General features: G+C 63.4%; 14 protein-coding genes. 2 read left to right on the top strand and 12 right to left on the bottom strand.

All coding sequences use genetic code 11. The annotated features are described in order from the left end of the window. Positions 1 to 120 precede the first annotated feature (120 nt). The 7 genes from glgB to ASE60_RS26630 all read right to left on the bottom strand — a co-directional run bounded on the left by glgB (position 121) and on the right by ASE60_RS26630 (position 14,261). Positions 121 to 2,331 carry a 1,4-alpha-glucan branching protein GlgB gene (gene glgB, locus ASE60_RS26600; protein WP_057254599.1) on the bottom strand — a complete coding sequence of 737 codons (2,211 nt, stop codon included), beginning with the start codon at positions 2,329 to 2,331 and terminating at the stop codon, positions 121 to 123. Next, the gene (locus ASE60_RS26605) at positions 2,328 to 4,793 is read right to left on the bottom strand and encodes a glycogen/starch/alpha-glucan phosphorylase (protein ID WP_113513263.1); all 2,466 of its coding nucleotides are present in this window, start codon (positions 4,791 to 4,793) and stop codon (positions 2,328 to 2,330) included. The genes glgB and ASE60_RS26605 overlap by 4 nt, the downstream gene beginning before the upstream one ends. A 219-nt stretch (positions 4,794 to 5,012) precedes the next feature. Continuing rightward, complete coding sequence (locus ASE60_RS26610; protein ID WP_057254600.1) at positions 5,013 to 6,254, bottom strand: VWA domain-containing protein; 1,242 nt, start codon at positions 6,252 to 6,254, stop codon at positions 5,013 to 5,015. Positions 6,255 to 6,432: 178 nt separating this feature from the next. After that, a complete protein-coding gene (locus ASE60_RS26615; protein WP_057254601.1) occupies positions 6,433 to 7,311 on the bottom strand; it encodes a transglutaminase family protein in 879 nt (292 codons plus the stop codon). Between the two features lie 17 nt (positions 7,312 to 7,328). Then, entirely contained in the window at positions 7,329 to 9,737 is a 2,409-nt protein-coding gene (locus ASE60_RS26620; RefSeq protein WP_057254602.1) for a circularly permuted type 2 ATP-grasp protein, read from the bottom strand. After that, complete coding sequence (locus ASE60_RS26625) at positions 9,738 to 13,064, bottom strand: transglutaminase family protein (RefSeq protein ID WP_057254603.1); 3,327 nt, start codon at positions 13,062 to 13,064, stop codon at positions 9,738 to 9,740. It lies immediately after the preceding gene. 162 nt (positions 13,065 to 13,226) lie between these two features. Next, positions 13,227 to 14,261, bottom strand: a complete 1,035-nt coding sequence (locus ASE60_RS26630) for an aldo/keto reductase (protein ID WP_057254604.1) — start codon at positions 14,259 to 14,261, stop codon at positions 13,227 to 13,229. A 132-nt stretch (positions 14,262 to 14,393) separates the two neighbouring features. Between ASE60_RS26630 and ASE60_RS26635 the strand changes: the two genes are divergently transcribed. Then, on the top strand, positions 14,394 to 15,305 hold the full coding sequence (locus ASE60_RS26635; RefSeq protein ID WP_057254605.1) for a LysR family transcriptional regulator: 912 nt from the start codon (positions 14,394 to 14,396) through the stop codon (positions 15,303 to 15,305). Here the strand turns inward: ASE60_RS26635 and ASE60_RS26640 are convergent. The 4 genes from ASE60_RS26640 to ASE60_RS26655 all read right to left on the bottom strand — a co-directional run bounded on the left by ASE60_RS26640 (position 15,277) and on the right by ASE60_RS26655 (position 19,599). Further along, positions 15,277 to 17,094 (bottom strand): GGDEF domain-containing protein, encoded by a 1,818-nt coding sequence (locus tag ASE60_RS26640; protein WP_057254606.1) that lies wholly within the window; start codon positions 17,092 to 17,094, stop codon positions 15,277 to 15,279. The two genes, ASE60_RS26635 and ASE60_RS26640, sit on opposite strands and share 29 nt — an antisense overlap. Positions 17,095 to 17,395: 301 nt before the next feature. Continuing rightward, the gene (locus tag ASE60_RS26645; protein WP_057254607.1) at positions 17,396 to 18,163 is read right to left on the bottom strand and encodes a VOC family protein; all 768 of its coding nucleotides are present in this window, start codon (positions 18,161 to 18,163) and stop codon (positions 17,396 to 17,398) included. 127 nt (positions 18,164 to 18,290) lie between these two features. Continuing rightward, positions 18,291 to 18,767, bottom strand: coding sequence for a DUF1579 domain-containing protein (locus tag ASE60_RS26650; protein ID WP_057254608.1), 477 nt, complete (start codon positions 18,765 to 18,767; stop codon positions 18,291 to 18,293). A gap of 103 nt (positions 18,768 to 18,870) precedes the next feature. Further along, a complete protein-coding gene (locus ASE60_RS26655; RefSeq protein WP_057254609.1) occupies positions 18,871 to 19,599 on the bottom strand; it encodes a thioredoxin family protein in 729 nt (242 codons plus the stop codon). Between the two features lie 61 nt (positions 19,600 to 19,660). Between ASE60_RS26655 and ASE60_RS26660 the strand changes: the two genes are divergently transcribed. Further along, positions 19,661 to 20,107, top strand: coding sequence for a MarR family transcriptional regulator (locus tag ASE60_RS26660; RefSeq protein WP_057254610.1), 447 nt, complete (start codon positions 19,661 to 19,663; stop codon positions 20,105 to 20,107). A gap of 113 nt (positions 20,108 to 20,220) precedes the next feature. On the opposite strand, the gene ASE60_RS26665 is transcribed toward ASE60_RS26660, so the two are convergent. Further along, entirely contained in the window at positions 20,221 to 20,694 is a 474-nt protein-coding gene (locus ASE60_RS26665; RefSeq protein ID WP_057254611.1) for a MarR family transcriptional regulator, read from the bottom strand. Positions 20,695 to 20,781 lie beyond the last annotated feature (87 nt).

The following is a 20,781-nucleotide window of genomic DNA, read 5'->3' on the forward strand; positions in this document are numbered from 1 at the left end:
TTGTCCTCCCCAATCATTGACTTCCGGGGTCGTCACGGCGGCTTTTGGCGACGCCTTGCGGCCCTCGAATTTTACAGTCTCGTTCCGCCTGCCGATTTCGGCGGGCGGACCGGATGAAGTTTACTCCTGCTCCAGCATCAGTGTCGCCAGCGGCGGCAGCGTGATGTTGGCCATGATCGCTCCCGTGGTGCTCTTCCCGGCATAGACGGCGCCGCCGTTGCCCTTGCCGCTTCCTCCGTAGATTTCCGCGTCAGAGTTGAGGATCTCCTTCCAGCGACCTTCAACCGGCAGCGGGATGGCGTAGCTCTCCCGGTACACGGGCGTGAAATTGGTGATGACGGCGACGAGTTTTTCACCGGGCGCCTTGCGCAGCCAGGCAAAGACCGAATTGTCGCGGTCGTCGGCAAGCAGCCACTCAAAGCCGTCGCCTTCGCAGTCGCGGGCATGAAGGGCGGGCTTGGCGCGGTAGGTGCCGTTGAGGTCACGCACGAGGCGCCGCATGCCCTCGTGCAGGTGATATTCGAGCAGGTTCCAGTCGAGCGCGCGCTCCTCGGACCATTCGCGCCATTGCGCGAATTCCTGTCCCATGAACAGGAGCTTCTTGCCGGGATAACCCCACATGAAGGCGTAATAGGCCCTGAGATTGGCAAACTTCTGCCAGTCGTCGCCGGCCATCTTGGCGATCAGCGATCCCTTGCCGTGCACGACTTCGTCATGGGACAGCGGCAAAACGAAGTTTTCGCTGAAGGCGTAGAGCAGGCCGAAGGTCAGGTCATTGTGGTGGAACTTGCGGTGCACCGGCTCGCGCGACAGATATTGCAGCGTGTCGTGCATGAAGCCCATGTTCCACTTGAAGCCGAAGCCGAGACCCCCGGCATGGACCGGATGCGATACATTCGGCCAGGAGGTCGATTCCTCGGCGATCGTCAGGATGCCCTTATGGGATCCGTAGATTTCCGTGTTCAGCGTCTGCAGGAAGCGAACCGCCTCGAGGTTCTCGTTGCCGCCATACTCGTTCGGCACCCACTCGCCGTGCTTGCGCGAGTAGTCGAGGTAGAGCATCGAGGCGACCGCATCGACGCGCAAGCCGTCGACGTGGAACTTCTCCGCCCAATAGAGCGCGTTGTTGACGAGGAACGACAGGACTTCCTGGCGGCCGAAATTGTAGATTGCTGTGTTCCAGTCCGGGTGAAAGCCCTGGCGCGGGTCCTCGTGCTCGTAAAGTGCCGTGCCGTCGAACCAGCGCAGCCCGTGCTCGTCGGTCGGGAAATGTGCCGGCACCCAATCGAGGATGACGCCGATGCCCACCTTGTGGCAGCCGTTGACGAAACGGGCAAAACCTTCCGGCTCGCCGAAGCGGGCGGTGGGCGCATAGAGCCCGGTCGTCTGGTAGCCCCAGGACGGATCGAAGGGAAATTCGGAGATCGGCAGGAACTCGATATGGGTGAAGCCCATGTCGACGCAATAGGGAATCAGCCGGTCCGCCAGTTCGTCCCAGGAGAGCATCTCGCCATTGTCGCGGCGCTGCCAGGATCCGGCATGGACCTCGTAGATCGAGATCGGCTGGCGACGGGCATCGACCGTTGCCCAATGCTTGCGATGTGCCTCGTCGTCCCAGGTTTGCGCAATCTCCGGCGTCGTCACGGAAGCGGTATTGGGGCGAAGCTCGGAGCGCCGGGCAAAGGGATCGGCTTTCAGCGGCAGCCGCGTGCCGTTGCGATCGAGGATCTCGTATTTATAGGCAAGGCCGCTCTCGACGCCGGGAATGAAGATTTCCCAGATGCCGGTGTCGGTGCGCAGCCGCATGACGTGTCGCCGGCCGTCCCAGTCGTTGAACTGGCCGACGACGGAAACGCGCTTGGCATTGGGTGCCCAGACGGCGAAGTGGTAGCCGTCGGCGCCGTCATGGTGGATCGGGTGCGCGCCCATCTTGTCAAAGAGCCGGAGGTGCGAACCTTCGCGGATGTAGTAGTCGTCCATCGGGCCGAGCACCGGACCGAAGCTATAGGGATCGACGACGATCCATTCGCCGCCCTCATTGCGGGCGCGGTAGCGCACCGGCTGGGGTTTCTTCAGCGACACGGACCCTTCGAAGAAGCCGGAGTCGTGACGCCGCTCGAGCGCTCCGAGTTCCTTGCCCGAGAGCGTTTCAACCGTCACGGTCTCGGCATCGGGGATGAAGCAGCGGGCAAGGACGGCCTTGCCGGCGGGGTGCACGCCGAGGACTGCGAAGGGGTCTTCGTGCGTGCCCGAAAGAATGGCCGCGATATCCGGCGCTGACAGCAGACCTGAAGCTGCGGGTTCCGGGTCCTTGCCGGCCGAAGGCGTCATCCAGCTCTCCAGATTTCCCCGGCATATTGCCGGATGGTGCGATCGGATGAGAACCAGCCCATCCGTGCGGTGTTGCGGATCGCTTGCGCATACCAGTCGGACGGTGTCGTCCAGAGCTGGTCGATCTCGCGCTGCGCCTTGGCATAGGCCTCGAAATCGGCCGCAACCATGAACCAGTCGTGATTGTAGATGCCGTCGATAAGACCGGAGAAGCGGTTGCGGTCGTCCGGCGAGAAGACGCCGGAGGCGATCGCCTGCAGTGCCTGCGACAGCTCGCGCGATCCTTCGATGATGGCGCGCGGATTGTGGCCCTCGGCGCGGGCCTTCGTCACCTCTTCGGCGGTCATGCCGAAGATCTTGATGTTTTCCTCGCCGATCCAGTCGCGCATCTCGACATTGGCGCCGTCAAGCGTGCCGATCGTCAGCGCGCCGTTCAGCGCGAACTTCATGTTGCCAGTGCCGGACGCTTCCATGCCGGCGGTCGAGATCTGCTCGGAGAGGTCGGCGGCCGGAACCATGATCTCGGCGAGCGAGACGTTGTAGTTCGGCACGAAGACGATCTTCAGGAGGCCGCGCACCGCCGGGTCGTTGTTGACGACGCGAGCGACGTCGTTGGCGAGTTTGATGATCAGCTTGGCATTGTGATAGCTGGGCGCCGCCTTGCCGGCGAAGAGCTTGACGCGCGGGACCCAATCGAGTTCCGGATGCGAGCGGATCTGGTCGTAGAGCGCCACCGCCTCGATGATATTCAGAAGCTGGCGCTTGTATTCGTGGATGCGCTTGATCTGGATGTCGAACATCGCCGACGGATCGAGCCTGATGCCGAGCCGGCTCTGAACGAGCTGGGCGAGGCGGACCTTGTTGGCGCGCTTGACGGCGGCGAAATGCTCCTGGAAATCCGCCTTGTCCGCAAAGGCATCGAGTGCCTGCAGCGCCTCGGTATTGTCCATGAACTCGTCGCCGATCGCGTCGCGGATCAGGCCGAAAAGACCGGGATTGCACTGCATAAGCCAGCGGCGCGGGGTGATGCCGTTGGTCTTGTTGTTGATGCGATCGGGATAGAGCCTGTGCAGGTTGGCAAAGACCGTTTCCTTCATCAGCTCCGTATGCAGTGCCGAAACGCCATTGATCGAATGCGAACCGACGAAGGCAAGGTTGCCCATGCGCACGCGACGTTCGCCGCTCTCGTCGATCAGCGAGATGTTGCGGATCTCGTCGTCCGTTGCGCCCTTCTGCCGGCGAGCCTCGATCAGGATCTTGGCGTTGATCGCGTAGACGATCTGCATGTGGCGTGGCAGCAGCCGCTCGATGAGCGGCACCGGCCAGCTTTCGAGCGCCTCCGGCAGAAGCGTGTGGTTGGTGTAGGAGATCGTGCGGCGGGTGATGTCCCAGGCCTGCTCGAAATCGAGGCCGTGCAGATCCGTCAGGAGGCGCACCAGTTCGGCAACGGAGATGGCCGGGTGGGTGTCGTTCAACTGAATGGCGACGGCGTCCGGCAGCGAGGTGAAGTCCGGATATTGCTGCAGATGCCGGCGCAGGATGTCCTGCAGAGAGGCGGAGGAGAAGAAATATTCCTGGCGCAGCCGCAGTTCCTGGCCGGCAGGCGTCGCGTCGGCGGGGTAGAGAACGCGGGTCAGGCTTTCCGCCTTGTTGCTCTCCCGCAGCGCGCCGATGTGGTCGCCGGCGTTGAAGGCGGCAAGCAGGATCGGGTCGATCGGCTGCGCCGTCCAGAGGCGAAGCGTGTTGACACGCTTTGCCCGCCAGCCGACGGCGGGCGTATCGAAGGCCGTGGCGATGACGCGTTCGGCCGGCTTCCAGACGAAACGTTGGATTTCCTCATCGACATTGGCGGTTTCGACGACGCCGCCGAAGCCGATTTCGTAGGAGCTTTCGCGCCGCTCGAACTCCCAGGGATTGCCGTGGGCAAGCCAGGTTTCCGGCAGTTCCACCTGCCAGCCATCGGCCATCTGCTGGCGGAAGAGGCCGTGCATGTAGCGGATGCCGTAGCCGTAGGCGGGCACGTCGACGGTCGCCATCGATTCCATGAAACAGGCGGCGAGACGGCCGAGACCGCCATTGCCGAGCGCCGCATCCGGCTCGAGTTCGGCAACGACATCGATATCGACACCGAGCGAAGCGAGCGCATCACGCATCTCGTCCATCAGGCCGATATTGGTCATGGCGTCGCGCATCAGCCGGCCGATGAGAAATTCGAGCGAGAGGTAGTAAACGCGCTTGGCACCGGTCGCATAGGTCTTGCGGGTGGAATCCATCCACTTGTCGGTGATGCGGTCGCGGGCGACCAGGATCGCGGCCGTCAGCCAGTCGTGCGGCTTGGCAACCTTCGGATCCTTGCCGATGCGATACTTCAGGCGTTCGAGGATTTCGACGGCGAGCTGGCCGGGTTCGGACGACCTCAGGGCGGGCTGCGGCACGTCGTTGGTGGAGAGCCTGTTCATCATGAAACTGTCTTTACCCTTTTGCGTTGGGAGGTCGCAGGCCGGACCCGACCGGGGATAAAGGCAATTTATGCATCGATCCGAAGCGCTTGCAACAGATGTTTTTAAATGGATTAGAACTGTCTCAAACGGTGGGAAGTCGTTGGTGGAGCAGGCCGGCGATACCGAAAGCAAATGCCGCCCGGCAGGACCGGGCGGCAAGAAGGGCACAGTTTTGGTGTTTTATTTCGTCAGGCGCGTAGCCATGGCCGAGGCTTTTTCGCCGATCGCCTTGAAGGCTGCGATCAGATCGGCGGCTTCTTCCGCCTGGAAGTAATTCGCTTCGGTCGTAGCGCAGGCCTTGAGCAACGCCTTGCCGCGATCCGGCGCCATGAATGCGACGGTATAGACCTGAACTTTGTTCTTTCGTGCGGTGTCGCACCACGTCAGGGTTGTCGTGTCGTCGCTCGTGTTGTTGTTGTCGCCGTCGGTCATGAAGACGATGTACTTTGTGGGAACCTGGCCGTTCTTAGCCTTGTGGGCGTCATCCTCGGTCGTCGCGGCAACGCGGTTGTAGGCTGTCTTGAACGCGTTGCCCGATGCCGTGCCACCTGTTGCGACAAGGGCGTTCACATAAGTCGAGGTGCCCGTTGTACCCCATGCGAGGTTCCCTGCCGTGTCCTGCGCGGAATTGTAGGAGACGGCCGCCGTGCGGACATACAGAGTGTTCGGGTCGGCGGTGTTCAGCTGCTTGACCAAATCGCCGACAGCGCTTTTCAGCGCGTCGATCTTCGTCACATAGCAGGGGTTGCTTGCCTTCAGGTTCGGATACTTGCTCCAGTTCGATTCCGTGTAGTTCGGGCACGACGTCTTGGTCGTGTCCTTGGTATTGGTCTTCCAGGCCATGGAGCCGGAGCGGTCGAGCACCAGATACATCGAGAGCGCATTCTTGCTCTCTGTCGCGCTTTCGGCGGTGGCACGGGTTTCGATGTTGATTGATGTCTTCCCGAGCAGGCGTGTCATCGCGTTGAACTGGAACGTCTGCTTGTTCAGGACCGTGACGTTGTAGGCCTTACCGGTAGGGCCATTGCTGTTTTCAATGATCTCGATGACCGGCTGGCCGGCCGTCGACGCTTCCGCCGAAGCGGTTTTGGCCAGCGATCCCGTGCCGCCTGGATCCTGCCCGCCAGGAACGTCGACGGCGGTGCCGCCCGACTGGTTCTTGAGGAAGGCCGCAGCTATTTCCTTTGCTTTCGCAATCGTCGGTGGATCCTTCGCAACCAGAGAAGAGGCCGCCGCAAGCGCTGCGGCATCCGCTGCATCCTGCATTTGGTTCTTGGCCGTCATCATGCCGGCCATATCTATGGCGACGCCGCCGGCTGCCAATATCAATGGCGCTGCGAGTGCGGCCATAATGCCGAAATTGCCACCCCGGTCCTTGAGCATCGCTACGAAGGACCGGCCTACAGTGTATCGTCTTCCCATCTTTGCACACCCCAAAGGAACACGTTGCAAGCTTGCGGGCATCAATAGCGTCGATGGCTTACGATTTCGTTCCGGCGATCGCTGCAATTTTAACGGAATGCAGGAAAACCAGTGCTTACAGCGGGTTCCGCGGCATATGCCGTGTATGAAAATGAGAATTGTGGTGTGTCAATTCGGGTCAGGGCACGGGAATGACGTCGACGGCCTGTTTCGTCGTCTGGCTGCCATAGCTCTTCAGGACCCCGATGACGGGCGCAACGTCGCCATAGTCCCGCCCGTGACCGACGACGATATGGTCGGTTCCTGCCGGAATATTGTTGGTCGGGTCGAGTTCGAGCCAGCCGCCTGTGGTGCCGCACCAGATCCGCACCCAGGCGTGCATGGCGTCGGCACCCTCGAGGCGTTCCTTGCCGGGCGGAGGGATTGTCCGCAGGAAGCCGCTGACATAGCCGGCGGGGATGCCGAGGCTTCGCAGCGCCACGATCATTACATGGGTGAAATCCTGGCAGACGCCGCGCTTCAGTTTGAACGCCTCGGCCGGTGTCGTGTTCACCGTCGTGGCCTCGCCGTCATAGGTGAAATCGTGGTGGATGCGCTCGCAAACTGCCGCGGCGATCTGTCGGACCGTCATGGTGTCCGTGACGATTGCCCGCGCATAGGCGGCAATGTCAGGTGCTTCCGGCAGGAGCGGGCTTGGTCCCGTGAAGTGGTGCGGTGCGTCGGCGTCGACGGACCAGCAAGCGGAGAGCTCGGCCGGCAGGCCGGCGAGGTCAGGCGAAAAATCCGCGGTCAAAAGCTGCGACTCCACTTGTACCCGCGCTTGCATGCGGATCGTCAGGTCGTCGTGAGAGGACCGAAACAGGATCGAGGTGAACGGGTTGGCGAAGAAGTCGATGCTTTCGGCGCGCTCGGCCGGCATTGGCTGGCAGCTCAGCGAACCGACGATGAGCCGTTGGCGACCAGGGAGCGTTGCAGGCATCACGCGCACGAGATGGCGCCCGCCGGAAACCGGTACTTCATAGTCATAGGTGATCTTCAGGCTGATATCGTAGAGCATGTCCGTCCCTTCGCCCGCTAGCCGAGATAGGTTCGCGCGAGCAGATCGGACAGGCTTTCGAGATCCCGCTCCAGGCGATTGTAGACACCGAGGTTCATCGCTTCCGGCGTCATCACCGCGAGGCCCGAATGCAGGCGCATCGCCTCGCGGTAGAAGGATGACATTTGCCCGTTGACGAAGGCGTTCGGCAGCAGTTCCACCTCGGTCTTGATCTCGTTCAACTGGTAGAGCACCGAGCGCGGGTTGAGCGGGTCGAGCGCCAAAAGGTCGGTCACGGTCAAGGCGGCGGTGCTGACATTGTAGCGCCGGCGGTGGGTCATGACGCTGTCGCCGATCTCGAGCAGCATGTCATAGGCGCCGTCGGGCGCATCCGGGCCCGACATATGGCCGAGCAGCCGCGTCATGTGAAGGCCGCGCTCCAGGTATCGGCCGATCGACAGAAAGCGCCACCCGGTGAAACGGTACATGTTTTCATGCACGAGACCGGCAAAGCCGGCGAGCTTGCGGAGCAGCACCGTCATCGCGCGGGTCGCATCGTCGCCGGCCTGCACCGTCGCGTGAAACTTGCGCGCCGTCTGCGACAGGTCGTTGAGCGCCAACCACCCGTCCGGGGAGAACCGGTCGCGAATGTTGCCGGCGCTGAAAAGGGCGCTGGAGATGTTGGCAAGCAGGCTGTCGGGCACCGCCTGGCGCGTGTCGATGTCCAGCGCGCCGAGATAGTCGCTGACATCCCTCAGGAGCGGCAGGTCCGGGTCCGCAGTTTCGGCGAAGCGGCCATGCCAGGCGCGCAGGATGCGCAGCGCCCCTTCCGAACGCTCGATGTAGCGGCCGAGCCAGAAGAGATTGTCGGCTGCCCGGCTCGGCAGGCTCCCCGGCATGTTGCGGGTGAAGCTCTCTTCGGCCGGAAGCAGCGTAGTGCGTTCCACCGGCCGGTCGCTGACGATCCAGACGTCGGCGGCGGTGCCGCCTGCCTGCATGGCGATTGCCGCGACATCGTCGCCGGAGCCGATGCGGGCGAAACCGCCGGGCATGATCTGCCAGCCGTCACGGGTGCGTGCTGCAAAGACGCGCAGGCTCATGGGCCGTGGCGTCAGCCGGCCGCGAACCCAGGCGGGGGTGGTCGAGAGCGTGACGACCTCCTGGCCGACGAGATTGCCGCCCTCGGCGCCGAGCCAATCGGCGATCGAGGCGCGGGCATTCTCGTCGAGCGTGGCGCCGAGCACCGACTGGCCGTTGTCATCAAAAAAGGGGCGCGTCGCATAGGCCGGGCCGATGACCATGCGATCGAGGTTGGCAGCGACCTGTTCGCGCTCGGCCGGCTGTCCGCACCACCAGGTGGCGATCGAGGGCAGCTTCTGCTCTTCGCCGAGCAAATGGTGGCAGATCGCCGGCAGGAAGGCGAGGAAGGCGCGTGTCTCGACGATGCCGGTGCCGAGTGCGTTGACGATCGAGACGGAGCCGGCGCGAAGCGCCTCGACGATGCCGGGTGTGCCGATATGCGAGGACTGGTTGAGCTCGAGGGGATCTGCAAAGGCGGCATCAAGGCGGCGCCAGAGCACGCCCACCGGCTTGAGGCCTGCGACGGTTCGCACCATCACCCGGCCGCCCAGGACCGTCAGGTCTTCACCTTCAAGCAGCATGAAGCCCAGGTAGCGGGCGATATAGGCGTGTTCGAAATAGGTCTCGTTGGCGATGCCGGGCGAAAGCACGGCGATGCGGTCATCCGGATGCAGCTTGCGGCTCTGAAGCGCGTCTCGGAACTCACCGAAGAAGCCCGCCAGTCGGTGGACATGGGATTCGGCGTAGAGATTGGAGAAGGCGCGCGTGGTCGCGACCCGGTTCTCCAATGCGAAGCCGGCGCCGGAGGGCGCTTCCGTGCGGTCCGAAAGCACCCACCAATTGCCGTCGGGGCCGCGGCCGATCTCGAAGGATACGAAATGCAGGAAATGACCATCGGCCGGCTTCACGCCGACGAGCGGCCGCAGGAACTCCGGGTTTGAGGCGACCAGTGCCGGCGGCAGGAGGCCCTCGCGCACCAGCCGGTTCTCGCCGTAGACATCGGCGACCACCTTCTCCAGGAGTTCGGCACGCTGCACGAGCCCTTGCGAAACCGTTGCCCATTCCTTCTCGTCTATCAGGACGGGGATATGCGACAGCGGCCAGTTCCGGTCAGAAGCCTCCTTGGCACCGTAGACACGATAGAAGACGCCAGCATCGCGCAGGTAGCGGTCGGCGCGGGCGAAGCGGTTGGCAAGTTCCGTTTCGTCGAGCCGCCCCAGGGTCGCGAGTAGCCGCTGCCAGACGGGGCGGACATTGCCTTCCCGGTCGAGCATCTCGTCGGCGATATCAGGAAGGGCGCGGTAACCGAAGACCGGATCGTCCTCGGTGCCCCGATGGCTCTCGGCGGCTGTTTGCTTTTTCGCCATTTACGCTCCTGGCGGACGCCTGAGATCAAGCGTCATCGGGAATTCCATCGACGGGCTTTCCGGGCGTAGCGGATATCCTCCTGGCGTATGACCCCAGGGCTCGAACCGCGACAGGCGCCGCGCCTCCGCCTCGTTGCCGTTGACCGGAAACGTGTCGTAGCTGCGCCCACCCGGATGGGCGACGTGGTAGATGCATCCGCCAATCGCCCGATTCGACCATGTATCATAGATATCGAATGTAAGGGGAGTGTTGACCGGCAGGACCGGGTGCAGGCCCGAGGCCGGCTGCCAGGCCTTGTAGCGGACGCCGGCAACAGCCGAGCCGTTGGAGCCGGTGCGCGTCAGCGGCACGGGCCGGCCGTTGCAGGCGACCGCGTAACGCTCGGGGTTGGCGGTATCGAGCTTGACCTGGAGGCGCTCGACCGAGCTGTCGACATAGCGCACTGTGCCGCCGATCGCGCCCTGTTCGCCCATCACGTGCCAGGGTTCGAGCGCCTGACGGATTTCGAGCCTGGCGTCCTGGTATTCGACCTCGCCGCAGAAGGGGAAACGGAACTCGAGCTGGGCCTCGAACCATTCGGGCTTCAAGTCGAAGCCGTGGGCGCGAAGATCGGCGAGCACTTCGAGAAAATCCTGCCAGACATGATGCGGCAGCATGAAGCGATCATGCAGCGTCGTCCCCCAGCGCACGAAGCGGCCATCAACAGGGTGCTTCCAGAAGCGGGCGATGAGCGCGCGCACCAGCAATTGCTGGGCAAGCGACATGCGGGCGTTCGGCGGCATCTCGAAGCCGCGGAACTCGACGAGGCCGAGACGCCCGGTCGGACCATCCGGCGAGAACAGCTTGTCGATGCAGATCTCGGCACGGTGGGTGTTGCCGGTGACATCGACGAGCAGATTGCGGAACAGCCGGTCGATCAGCCAGGGCAGGGGTGGCGGAGTCGCCGAACCCGGCATCGGCACCTGAGCGAGCGCGATTTCAAGCTCATAGAGCTGATCGTGCCGGGCCTCGTCGATGCGCGGCGCCTGCGACGTCGGGCCGATGAAGAGGCCGGAGAACAGATAGGAAAGCGACGGGTGGCGCTGCCAGTGCAGGACGACGCTCTTCAGGAGGTCCGGACGACGCAGGAACGGGCTGTCATTGGGATTGGCGCCGCCGACGACCACATGGTTGCCGCCGCCGGTACCGGTGTGGCGCCCGTCGATCATGAACTTGTCGGCGCCAAGCCGGCTCTGCCGCGCCTCTTCGTAGACCGCCGTGGTGATATCGACGCAATCCTGCCAGCTGGCAGCCGGATGGATATTGACCTCGATCACGCCCGGATCCGGCGCAACGCGGATGACGTTGATGCGCTCGTCCTGCGGCGGGGCGTAGCCCTCGATGTGCACGGGCAGTCCGATCGCGGCTGCAGCGCGTTCCGCGGACGCGATCAGGTCGAGATATTCCTCGACGCTGGCCATCGGCGGCATGAAGACGCAGAGCCTGCCGTCGCGCGGCTCGACGCTGATGGCGGTGCGCACCAGCCCGGCTATTTCGTCGCGTGGCTGTGCCTGCGGGGTTTCCGGTACTTCCGCGGCTTGAAAGCGGGAATGCTGCGGGCGGGCGCTGCTTTCGGCGAAATCAGGCAGATCGTTCCGGGGAACGGTCGGGTCGACCGGATGGATATAGGGATAGGCGGAGGGCGCGACATAGGGCAAGGCGCCGAGCGGCAGGCGATAACCGACGGGGCTGTCGCCGGGAACGAGGAAGATGCGGCCGCGGCGCGTCTGCCATTTCTCGCTCATCCACCGCACGCCAGTGGCACGCGCATTCCAGGCCTGCACAGGCAGCACGTAGCCGGTCGGTGCCGTCAGGCCGCGTTCGAAGACGCGGGCCATGCGGCTGCGCTCTTCGGGGTCCTTCAGCTTGGAATTGGAGGGATCGACGTTCTCGGGGAGGTTTGCCTCCTTCAGCAGCCAGTCGGCGGGATCTTCGAAGGCCGGTTGGACCATCTCGGTCGGCACGCTCAATTCGCCTGCCATCAGATGCAACAGACGTTCGGCGTCCTTCGCGGTGACGTCGTGATGGCCTGCCTCCTCGGCGATGAGGTCGGGGCGGCGCCAGATCGGCACGCCGTCCTTGCGCCAGTAGAGCGAGAAGGTCCAGCGCGGCAGGCTTTCGCCGGGATACCACTTGCCCTGGCCATAGTGCAGGAAACCGCCGGGCGCGAAGCGTTCGCGCAGGCGGCGGATCAACGCGTCCGCCTTCTCGCGCTTGGTCGGGCCGACCGCGTCAGTGTTCCACTCCTCGGACTCGAAGTCGTCGATCGAAACGAAGGTCGGCTCGCCGCCCATCGTCAGCCGTATGTCGTTTTCCTGGAGCACGCGATCGACCTGTTCACCGAGCGCGTTCAAGGCTTCCCAGCTTTCGTCGGAGAACGGCTTGGTGATGCGCGGATGTTCCGCGACACGTGTCACCTTCATGTCGAAGGCGAAATCGGTTCGGGTGTCGGGATCGCCGAAGAAGCCGCCGGAGATCGGCGCGGCGTTGCGATAATGGGGCGTTGCGGCAAGCGGAATGTGGCTTTCGCCGGTCAAGAGGCCCGAGGTGGGGTCGAGCCCGACCCAGCCGGCGCCGGGCAGGTAGACCTCGGCCCAGGCATGCAGGTCGGTAAAGTCGTGGTCGGTGCCCGAGGGGCCGTCGAGCGCCTTGAGATCCGGCGTGAGCTGGATGAGATAGCCAGAGACGAAACGGGCGGCGAAGCCGAGATTGCGCAGGATCTGGACCAGCAGCCAGCTCGAATCGCGACAGGAACCGCGGGCCGACGTCAAGGTGTCCTCCGGCGTCTGGACCCCGGGCTCCATGCGGATGACGTAGCCGATTTCGTTTTGCAGGCGCGCATTGAGCCCGACGACCATGTCGATGGTGCGTTGCCGCGAGCGGTCGACTGTCGCGAGGAAAGCACCAAGCGCCGGGCCGACCGGTTCCGGCGTCATATAGATCTCAAGATCATCGCTGAGATCTGCAGGATAGGGGAAGGGCCAGTGCTCGGCCTCTTCTTCGACGAAGAAGTCGAAGGGATTGTAGACGGTCATGTCGGCGACGAGATCGACCTCGATCTTCAACTCGCTGACCGGATCGGGAAAGACGAAACGGGCAAGGTAGTTGCCGTAGGGATCCTGCTGCAGGTTGACGAAATGATTGGCGGGCGAAACCTTCAGCGAGTGGCTGATGACCTTCGTCTTGGAATGCGCCGCGGGCTTTAGGCGAATGATCTGCGGCGACAGCCTTATGGGACGGTCATAGGTGTAGTGGGTCAGGTGATAGATACTGGCCTTGATCGACATGCCGAATTTGATCCCCTTTGTGGTAGGTCTTGCGCCCCCATCTCCGGGAAGTTTGTGCAATGCAAAGTAAGAAAGCAAGCGCGAAAGTGGCTGAGGAAAATCAAGGCGCTGCAGCGCTTTCGCACGCCCGTTCAGGCGTGCGAAAGACTGGCTCCATTGCGGTTAGACGAGCGGCGGGTTGATCCGCGCAAATCCTTCCTGGCGGTAATAGGGGAAGTAGGGATAGGCCGGCGTCGTCTTGCTCGCTTCATCGAGTCGGGCGATCTGTTCCGGCGACAGCGACCAGCCGACGGCACCAAGGTTCTGGCGGAGCTGCTCCTCGTTGCGGGCGCCGATGATGACGCTCGAAACGGTCGGGCGCCGCAGGAGCCAGTTGATGGCGATCTGCGGAACCGTCTTGCCGGTCTCCTCGGTCAACTGGTCGAGCACGTCGATGACATCGTAGAGCTTGTCGTCGTCGACGGGCGGGCCGTAAGCGGCCGTATCGTGCAAGCGGCTTCCTTCCGGCCAGGGCTGGCCGCGGCGGATCTTGCCGGTGAGGCGGCCCCAGCCGAGCGGGCTCCAGACCAGCGCGCCGACGCCCTGGTCGGCGCCGAGCGGCATCAGTTCCCATTCGTAGTCGCGGCCGACGAGCGAATAGTAGACCTGGTGGGCGACATGGCGCACGAGGCCGTGCTTCTCCGAGACGGCCAGAGATTTCATCAACTGCCAGCCGGCGAAGTTGGAGGCGCCGATGTAGCGTAGCTTGCCGGCGGTAACGAGGTTATCGAGAGTCGATAGCACCTCATCGACCGGCGTGCCGGCGTCGAAGGCGTGCAGTTGCAGGAGGTCGATGTAATCGGTGCCGAGCCGCTTGAGGGCGTCGTCGACGCCTTTGATCAGGCGCGCTCGCGACGTGCCGGCATCATTCGGCCCGTCGCCCATCGGCAGCGCGATCTTGGTCGAAATCAGCACGGCATCGCGCCGTCCCTTGATCGCGGCGCCGAGCACGCTCTCGGAGGCGCCGTCCGAGTAGACGTCGGCCGTGTCGAAGAGGTTGACGCCGGCTTCCAGCGAAATGTCGATCAGTCGTCGCGCTTCGGCTGCGTCGCTGTTGCCCCAGGCGCTGAAAAGCGGCCCCTTGCCGCCGAAGGTCCCAGCGCCGAAGCTCAAGGCCGGCACCTTCAGTCCCGATGATCCAAGCCGTCTGTATTCCATGTCTTCAATCTCCTCGTTGGCTTTGTTCGCGCGAGACACCGGCCGTCGATGCTCGCTTCAAGGAGAAGGTGGTGTTGGGGTCATTTGCGATGTAGACCTCATGAAGGAACATCATTTGTGAGTTGAAGTCACATGTCGCGCTTGACGATCAATCGTTCTGGGGAGATGGCGGTTTTTGCCAAGGTGGTGGAGCTTGGCGGCTTCTCGGCTGCGGCAAAAGTCTGCTGCATGACGCCCTCGGCTGTCAGCAAACTCGTCCAGCGACTGGAGGAAAGGCTTGGTGTCCGGCTCGTCAACCGGTCGACGCGGCGGCTGCAACTGACGGCGGAAGGCTGCGTCTTCTATGAGCGGGTCGTACGCATCCTCGCCGACATTGATGAAGCGGAGCGCTTGGCCGGCGCCGGCGAAACGCCGGAGGGCCGGGTGCGCCTCAATGTCAGCGCGTCCTATGCGACGCATGCGTTGATGCCGGTGCTGCCCGAATTCCTGGCGGCGTTTCCGTCGGTCTCCCTCGATATCCTGCAGACGGATGCCGTGGTCGACCTGATGGCGGAGCGGGTCGATATCGCCGTGCGCGCCGGACCGCTCAAGACATCGAGCCTGATCGCACGCAAGCTCGGCACCACATCGATGACGATCGTCGGTGCCCCATCCTATCTCGATCGTTTTGGCGTGCCTCAGACCATCGAGGATATCGAGGTGCACAACCGGCTGAGCCATAGCTACACACGGGCGTTCGATGGCTGGCCGTTGCTGTCGAATGAAAAGCAGATCGTTCTGCCGCCGACGGAACGGGTGCGGGTCAGCGATGGCGAGGGCTTGCGCCAGCTTGCGCTTGCGGGTGTGGGCCTTGCCCGGCTTCCGACCTTCACGGTCAGGGAAGATATCCAGGCCGGCCGGCTGCTGCCGCTGGTCGAGCATCTCAATCCCGGTGATATCGAGACTTTTCATGCCGTGTTTCTCGGCCAAGGCGGAGCCTTGCCGTCGCGTGTGCGGGTCGTGCTCGATTTTCTGGCTACGCGCGCGCGGATTTCGTCTTTGTGAAGCGGGAAAGGGTCGCCTCTGCCGGGTGGCCGCAGACGCGGTTGCGGCCTTCGGATTTGGCGCGATAGAGCTCCGTGTCGGCGCACTCGATCAGGTGCTTCCAGCCGCCGTTTGCGGTTCGGCCCTCCGCCACGCCGAAGCTGGCGGTGACCTTCAGTTGCTGTCCATCCGCAACGACGATCGGCTCGCGCGCAAGGTTGGCCCGGATCCGCTCCGCCAGCGCAAGGGCCGACTCGATGTTGTCGCCGGGCGTGATGACCGCGAACTCCTCGCCGCCGAAACGGGCGACGAGATCGGAGTTGCGCACGGAGTTGCGGATGACGCGGGCGATTTCCTTGATCACGATGTCGCCGACCAGATGGCCGTGGGTATCGTTGATCTGCTTGAAATGGTCGATGTCCATCAGGATCAGGCAGGCGTCCTGGCTGCTGTCGGCCGTGTCTTCCGCGCCGCCGATGAGCTCCAGCGCCCGGCGGTTGAGCAGGCCGGTCAGCTCATCGGTTTCAGCCTGATGTTCAAGGTGCTGCATCAACAGCGCGCGTTCGTCGAGGCGTTTGCGCAGCACGTCGATCGCGTCGAACAGGCGCCCCATCTCGCCTTCACCGCCCTTGCCCTGAAGGCGGGCGATCGGCCGGTCGTTGGCGAGCTCGATGATGCTGTGGCGTGCGATGAGCAGCGGTTCGAAGACCAGCGAGCGGGCGCGGCGCATCAAAACCAGCAAGACCAGGAACAGGGCGAAGGTCGCAAGGCTGGCGACCGCTAGCTTGACCGAGGCCCTCGTCTTGTTTGCCGCAAGCCGCTCGACGGTCGCATCCATGAAGGCGCGGCGAAGATCCTCGAGCGGCTTCATCTTCGGGACGAAGCGGTCGGTCAATTGCTCGGCGGTCATTGGATAGGCGCCCGATTGTCTGCCGATGGCGACGATGCTGTCGATGATCGCAAATCCTTCGCCGAAGAATTCGCGGTCGATCCTGGCGAGATCTGCGATATTGGCCGGTTTCAGACCGGGAAGGGCGCCGGGCTTGCCGACGATGGACCAGATTTCCTGCAGCCTGCCGCGTGTGCGCTCGCTATCGGCGATGTTCTTTGCTTCGAGCGGCTGGCCGACAGCAACCGGGGCCATGACCTGCGAGCCGAGGCGACCGCCGTCCTCGCGCAGATTGGCGAGCATCTGTGCCGCAAGTGCGATGCCGGCAAGGTTCGCGTCGGTGTTGGTCAGGCGTTGGATGTTCCAGTCGATCGCCGGGCGAAGCGCGTCGATGACGCCGAACATTGCCTCGATCGTAGCCTGGATCTCCGTCAGGTCCCGCTGTTCGGGCGGAAGCGCGGCAATGCGGTCGATCTCGGCGCGCGCCAGCATCAGGCGGCGGCGAACTTCGACGAGAATGGGGGAGAGGGCGCCGGCAGGTTCGGTGCGGCTGGCACCGTCGATGTCCTCGGTGAGCTTGGCGAGCGCCGCGTCGCTGCGGGTACGAAACTCGGCAAGCCGGGCCTGGACCGGCGAACCGGGTGCCACGCCGATGCCGAGCACGCCATTGGACGGGCCGCGCTCGGCCGAGAGGTAGTTTGCAGCGTCGAGCACGCGGCAGAAGGCCATGACTTCGGTCAGGTTGCGGCGAGCGATGACGAAATCGCTATAGGAGGCGGCGATGATCTCGGTGGCGAGCACGCCGGTGCAGGCAACGACGATGGCGAGCAGCCATTGGAGCTTGCGGCGCAGCGCCTTCGCCGTGCGCGCTTCTGCAACGCCCGTTTCCGGGGGCGTATAGCTGCCGCCTTTGTTCTTCATTTACGCGAAGTTGCTCCACTCATGTCGCCGCTCATCGCTTGGGCTGTCGCGACAATTCTTGTCGTGTGACAAGAAACCCATCCGAAATCAGTGTGCTCGTTGCCCCTGTTATCGTATAAGGTGTTAAATAGCCTTGAAATACCCTGAAATACTAGGGGTCGCGCCGCAACCGAGGGATGCGCATGGTGCAGGGCAGCGGCTTGCATTCCGTCACCGCACAGCGCCCATCGGATAGAAAAGAGGCCCGCCTCCTGATGGCGGGCCCTGTCTCATGCGCGTGCTTGTCGGTTGACGCGACCGTTCAGCGCTTCGGCGCGACCAGCGCGAAAAGGGCGCCTTGCGGGTCGAGCGCCTGGACGATCCAGGCGCCGCCGGGCACCTCCATCGGCTCGAGCACGACCTTGCCGCCACCGGCCTTGATACGCTCGATCGATGCGTCGAGCGCAGGCACGTTGATGTAGTAGAGCCAGTAGGGCGCGGGCACTTCCTTCGGCTTGGTCATCATCCCGCCGATCGGAGCGCCGCCATGGGCAAAGATCTGGTAGGTGCCCATCTCGCCCATGTCCATGCCCTGGTCCTTCGTCCAGCCGAAGAGCTCGGCGTAGAAGGGGAAGGCGATGTCGAGGTCGCCGGACGCGAGTTCGTGCCAGCCGACAAGACCGGGCGACATCGGATCGGTGACCGGCGGCGGATCGCCCGTACCCTTGAAGATCGCGAACACGGCGCCGTGCGGGTCGGTGACAACGGCAAAGCGCCCGATGCCCGGAATATCGTCCGGCGCCCGATGAACCTTGCCGCCCTTGGCGGCGATCTTGGCGGCGGTCGCATCGACATCGTCGACGCCGACATAGCCGAGCCAGGCGGGTGGTACCTTCATTTCGAGCGCACCTTCCGGCATCGTCATCAGTCCGGCAACCGGCAGCTCGCCGATACTGAACAGCGTGTAGCTCATGCCGGGCATGCCGGAATCGCGGGCATTCCAGCCGACGACGTCCTTATAGAAGGTCTCCGCCGCGGCCATGTCCGTCGTCATCAGTTCATACCAAACAAATTTGCCGTGATCTGCCATTGCCTTCCTCCAGTTTGCTTGGCGCGGCGCATTTCGTGCCGCTTGGTTGCATGTTCGAATGGGCCGACGTCGGAGCGGGTTGAAGCGGGACGCGGCCGGGAACCGGGCATCATCGCCGATCCCGCGGTCAATCCCGGCGCCGGTATTCCGCCGTCATCATGTCTTTCCAGCTTCCGTCCGGCGCCTGCACTTGCGCCGTCAGCAAGCGCCGGGAGTGATCGAGGAGCGTTATGACGTCCCGGTACCGCGCGGTTCTGCCGGGGTTTTCGAAATCCGGTCCATCGCAGTAGAGAGATAGGGATCTGCCTTCCGCATCCAGTTCGCCGTCATAGACCCACATATGGGTCAGCATGGAGCCGACCCAGGTACCGATGTAGCGTTTCGTCTCGGGATTGTAGCCGAGCGTCATGAGCGTTTCGCCGAAGCTGCCGCCCGGCATCGTTCCCTGACCTTCGCAGACGATCCAAAGGCCCTGGAGCGAGCGAACGTGTTCGGTCCAGGGGCCGCTCCCGTCGGCCTCGCCATCGGATCCGGTCGTGCGAACGTGCCAGTCGCCCAGCATTTGTTCGAGCCAGCGGTGCGCTTCTTCCGGTTCTGCTTTCACGGGATTTCCTTCTTGGTCCGGGCGCAGGTTATCGACCCGGCACGCGAGCGTTCTGGAAACGATTTCGCAGGCGAAAGGTTCCGCCCGCGAAGGACGAGGAGGATCAGCCTGCCTTGCGCCCGCGCACCTTTTCGTACTCGTCGTGGCGGCGGACGAAGCTCATGGTGTGGTCTTTGTTGCGGCCCTTCGGCGCGCGGTCGAGCAGCATCAGCGTGCCGACCAGTTCCTCAAGACCGCGGGCATAGGACGAATAGGTGTGATAGATCGCGCCGTCCTCGCCTTTCTGGAAGGCGCTCAGTCCTGGCAGTTCCTCATGCGCGTTGGCGCTTTCGATCTCGGTGAAATTGTAGGCGACCTTGCCGCTTGCCAGTTCGTCAGGAGAAAAGGCGACGTGGTAATCATGGTTGAAGCCGTTGCCCTCCGCAGAGACCCAGGGGAAGTGCCAATCCATGCGCTTCCTGTAGGCTTCGATCTTCGCCAGCGGCGCATTCGATGCGGCGATCAGCGTCACGTCGTGGTGGTTGAGGTGTGGCAGCATGCCGGCGAAGTGGTCGACCAGGAAGGAGCAGCCGGGGCAGCCGGCCTCCCAGGTGGGGCCGAACATGAAATGGTAGACAATGAGCTGACTGCGACCGTCGAACAGTTCGGACAGCGACTTGCGTCCGGTCACCGTGTCGAAAACGTAGGTCTTTTCCATCTTCACCCAGGGCAGAGCCAGCCGGGCGGCATTGACCTTGTCGCGTGCGTGGGTGTGTTCCTTTTCCAGCGCGAGCAGAGTTTTGCGCGCTTCCAACCACTCCTGAGGCGATACGACTGCGTGGTCCTGTCTCATGCCCGTTCCTCCTTCCAACGTTGCACTTGACTAATTACGTTGATATCAACATTAATCAGCCATGTCAAAGATGCCTTTAATTCCGTTCGAGACCACCCTGCATGTGAAGGATACCTGCCTCTGCCTGCATGTGCAGCGTGCCGCGCGTGCCATAGCCCGCCGGTTCGATGAGGCGCTGCGGTCCCTCGATATCACCAATGGGCAGTTCTCCCTGCTGATGTCGCTCAATCGTCCTGCGCCTCCGAACATGGGATCGGTTGCGTCGCTGCTCGCCATGGACCGGACGACGCTGACTGCGGCGCTGAAGCCCTTGGAACGGCGCGGCCTGATCGAGAGCTTTCCCGACCCGGAGGACCGAAGGTCGCGGCGGCTGCGGCTGACGCAGGAGGGCGCAGCGCTGCTGGCGCGTGCCATACCCATCTGGAAGGCATTGCATGAGGCGCTCGATCCGGTACTTGGCGAAGGTGGACCGGACCGCCTGCGCGCGGATCTCCTGACACTGGCTTGAACGGCGGTTGCTTAGAGCGCCGTGCGTTCAAGTGAACGCACAAAGGACGCTCTAGCACTTTGAATCTAGAGCATCTTTCCGCCTCCAGTGATTCCACTTGAGAGCGGGATGCTCTAGGGGGCGGGATCTTCCGGTGAGGATCGTTCCTTGAGGACTTCGATGATCTCCGCCATCAAGGCCGAGGCCTGTCGCAGGCGTCTTTCACCCAATTCGGCACCGAGCCTGTCGGCCCAAGCCGCCTGCCGCTCTTTGATTTCGTGCAGCGCCGTTTCGCCGGCCGCCGTCAGGACCATGAGTTTTGCCCTTTGGTGGGTCGGATTGTCTCTGTAGGCGATCAGGCCTTCCGCTTCCAACAGGTCGGCGATGCGCTGCACGCCCTGGCGCGCGAGGCCGAGGGCGCGCGCGGCATCGGCGACCGACATGGGGGCGTGGTTTGCCGCTGCCAGTACCTGCCAGCGGGCGCTCGTCTGTCCGGAAGGTTTGGCGAGTGCGTCGCCGGCCTGCGTCAGCGGACCGGCAAGCCGCAACGCGGTTATCGCAAATTCCGCAAAGGCGTCGCCGGCGTGCGTGCGTTCAGGGTCTTTCATGTTGACAGTGCCACCCGTTGTGTGAAAATTTTTGCATGACATCATGTTGTCATGATGCTCTCGTTTCAGCAAGCCCTTTCAGCAAGG

Source organism: Ensifer sp. Root278 (assembly GCF_001429285.1).
Taxonomy (GTDB): domain Bacteria; phylum Pseudomonadota; class Alphaproteobacteria; order Rhizobiales; family Rhizobiaceae; genus Ensifer.

Bases quoted from the DNA above. Each gene is read 5' to 3' on its own strand.
- glgB (WP_057254599.1), bottom strand. From the start codon at position 2,331: ATGACGCCTTCGGCCGGCAAGGACCCGGAACCCGCAGCTTCAGGTCTG.
- ASE60_RS26605 (WP_113513263.1), bottom strand. From the start codon at position 4,793: ATGATGAACAGGCTCTCCACCAACGACGTGCCGCAGCCCGCCCTGAGG.
- ASE60_RS26610 (WP_057254600.1), bottom strand. From the start codon at position 6,254: ATGGGAAGACGATACACTGTAGGCCGGTCCTTCGTAGCGATGCTCAAG.
- ASE60_RS26615 (WP_057254601.1), bottom strand. From the start codon at position 7,311: ATGCTCTACGATATCAGCCTGAAGATCACCTATGACTATGAAGTACCG.
- ASE60_RS26620 (WP_057254602.1), bottom strand. From the start codon at position 9,737: ATGGCGAAAAAGCAAACAGCCGCCGAGAGCCATCGGGGCACCGAGGAC.
- ASE60_RS26625 (WP_057254603.1), bottom strand. From the start codon at position 13,064: ATGTCGATCAAGGCCAGTATCTATCACCTGACCCACTACACCTATGAC.
- ASE60_RS26630 (WP_057254604.1), bottom strand. From the start codon at position 14,261: ATGGAATACAGACGGCTTGGATCATCGGGACTGAAGGTGCCGGCCTTG.
- ASE60_RS26635 (WP_057254605.1), top strand. From the start codon at position 14,394: ATGTCGCGCTTGACGATCAATCGTTCTGGGGAGATGGCGGTTTTTGCC.
- ASE60_RS26640 (WP_057254606.1), bottom strand. From the start codon at position 17,094: ATGAAGAACAAAGGCGGCAGCTATACGCCCCCGGAAACGGGCGTTGCA.
- ASE60_RS26645 (WP_057254607.1), bottom strand. From the start codon at position 18,163: ATGGCAGATCACGGCAAATTTGTTTGGTATGAACTGATGACGACGGAC.
- ASE60_RS26655 (WP_057254609.1), bottom strand. From the start codon at position 19,599: ATGAGACAGGACCACGCAGTCGTATCGCCTCAGGAGTGGTTGGAAGCG.
- ASE60_RS26660 (WP_057254610.1), top strand. From the start codon at position 19,661: ATGTCAAAGATGCCTTTAATTCCGTTCGAGACCACCCTGCATGTGAAG.
- ASE60_RS26665 (WP_057254611.1), bottom strand. From the start codon at position 20,694: ATGAAAGACCCTGAACGCACGCACGCCGGCGACGCCTTTGCGGAATTT.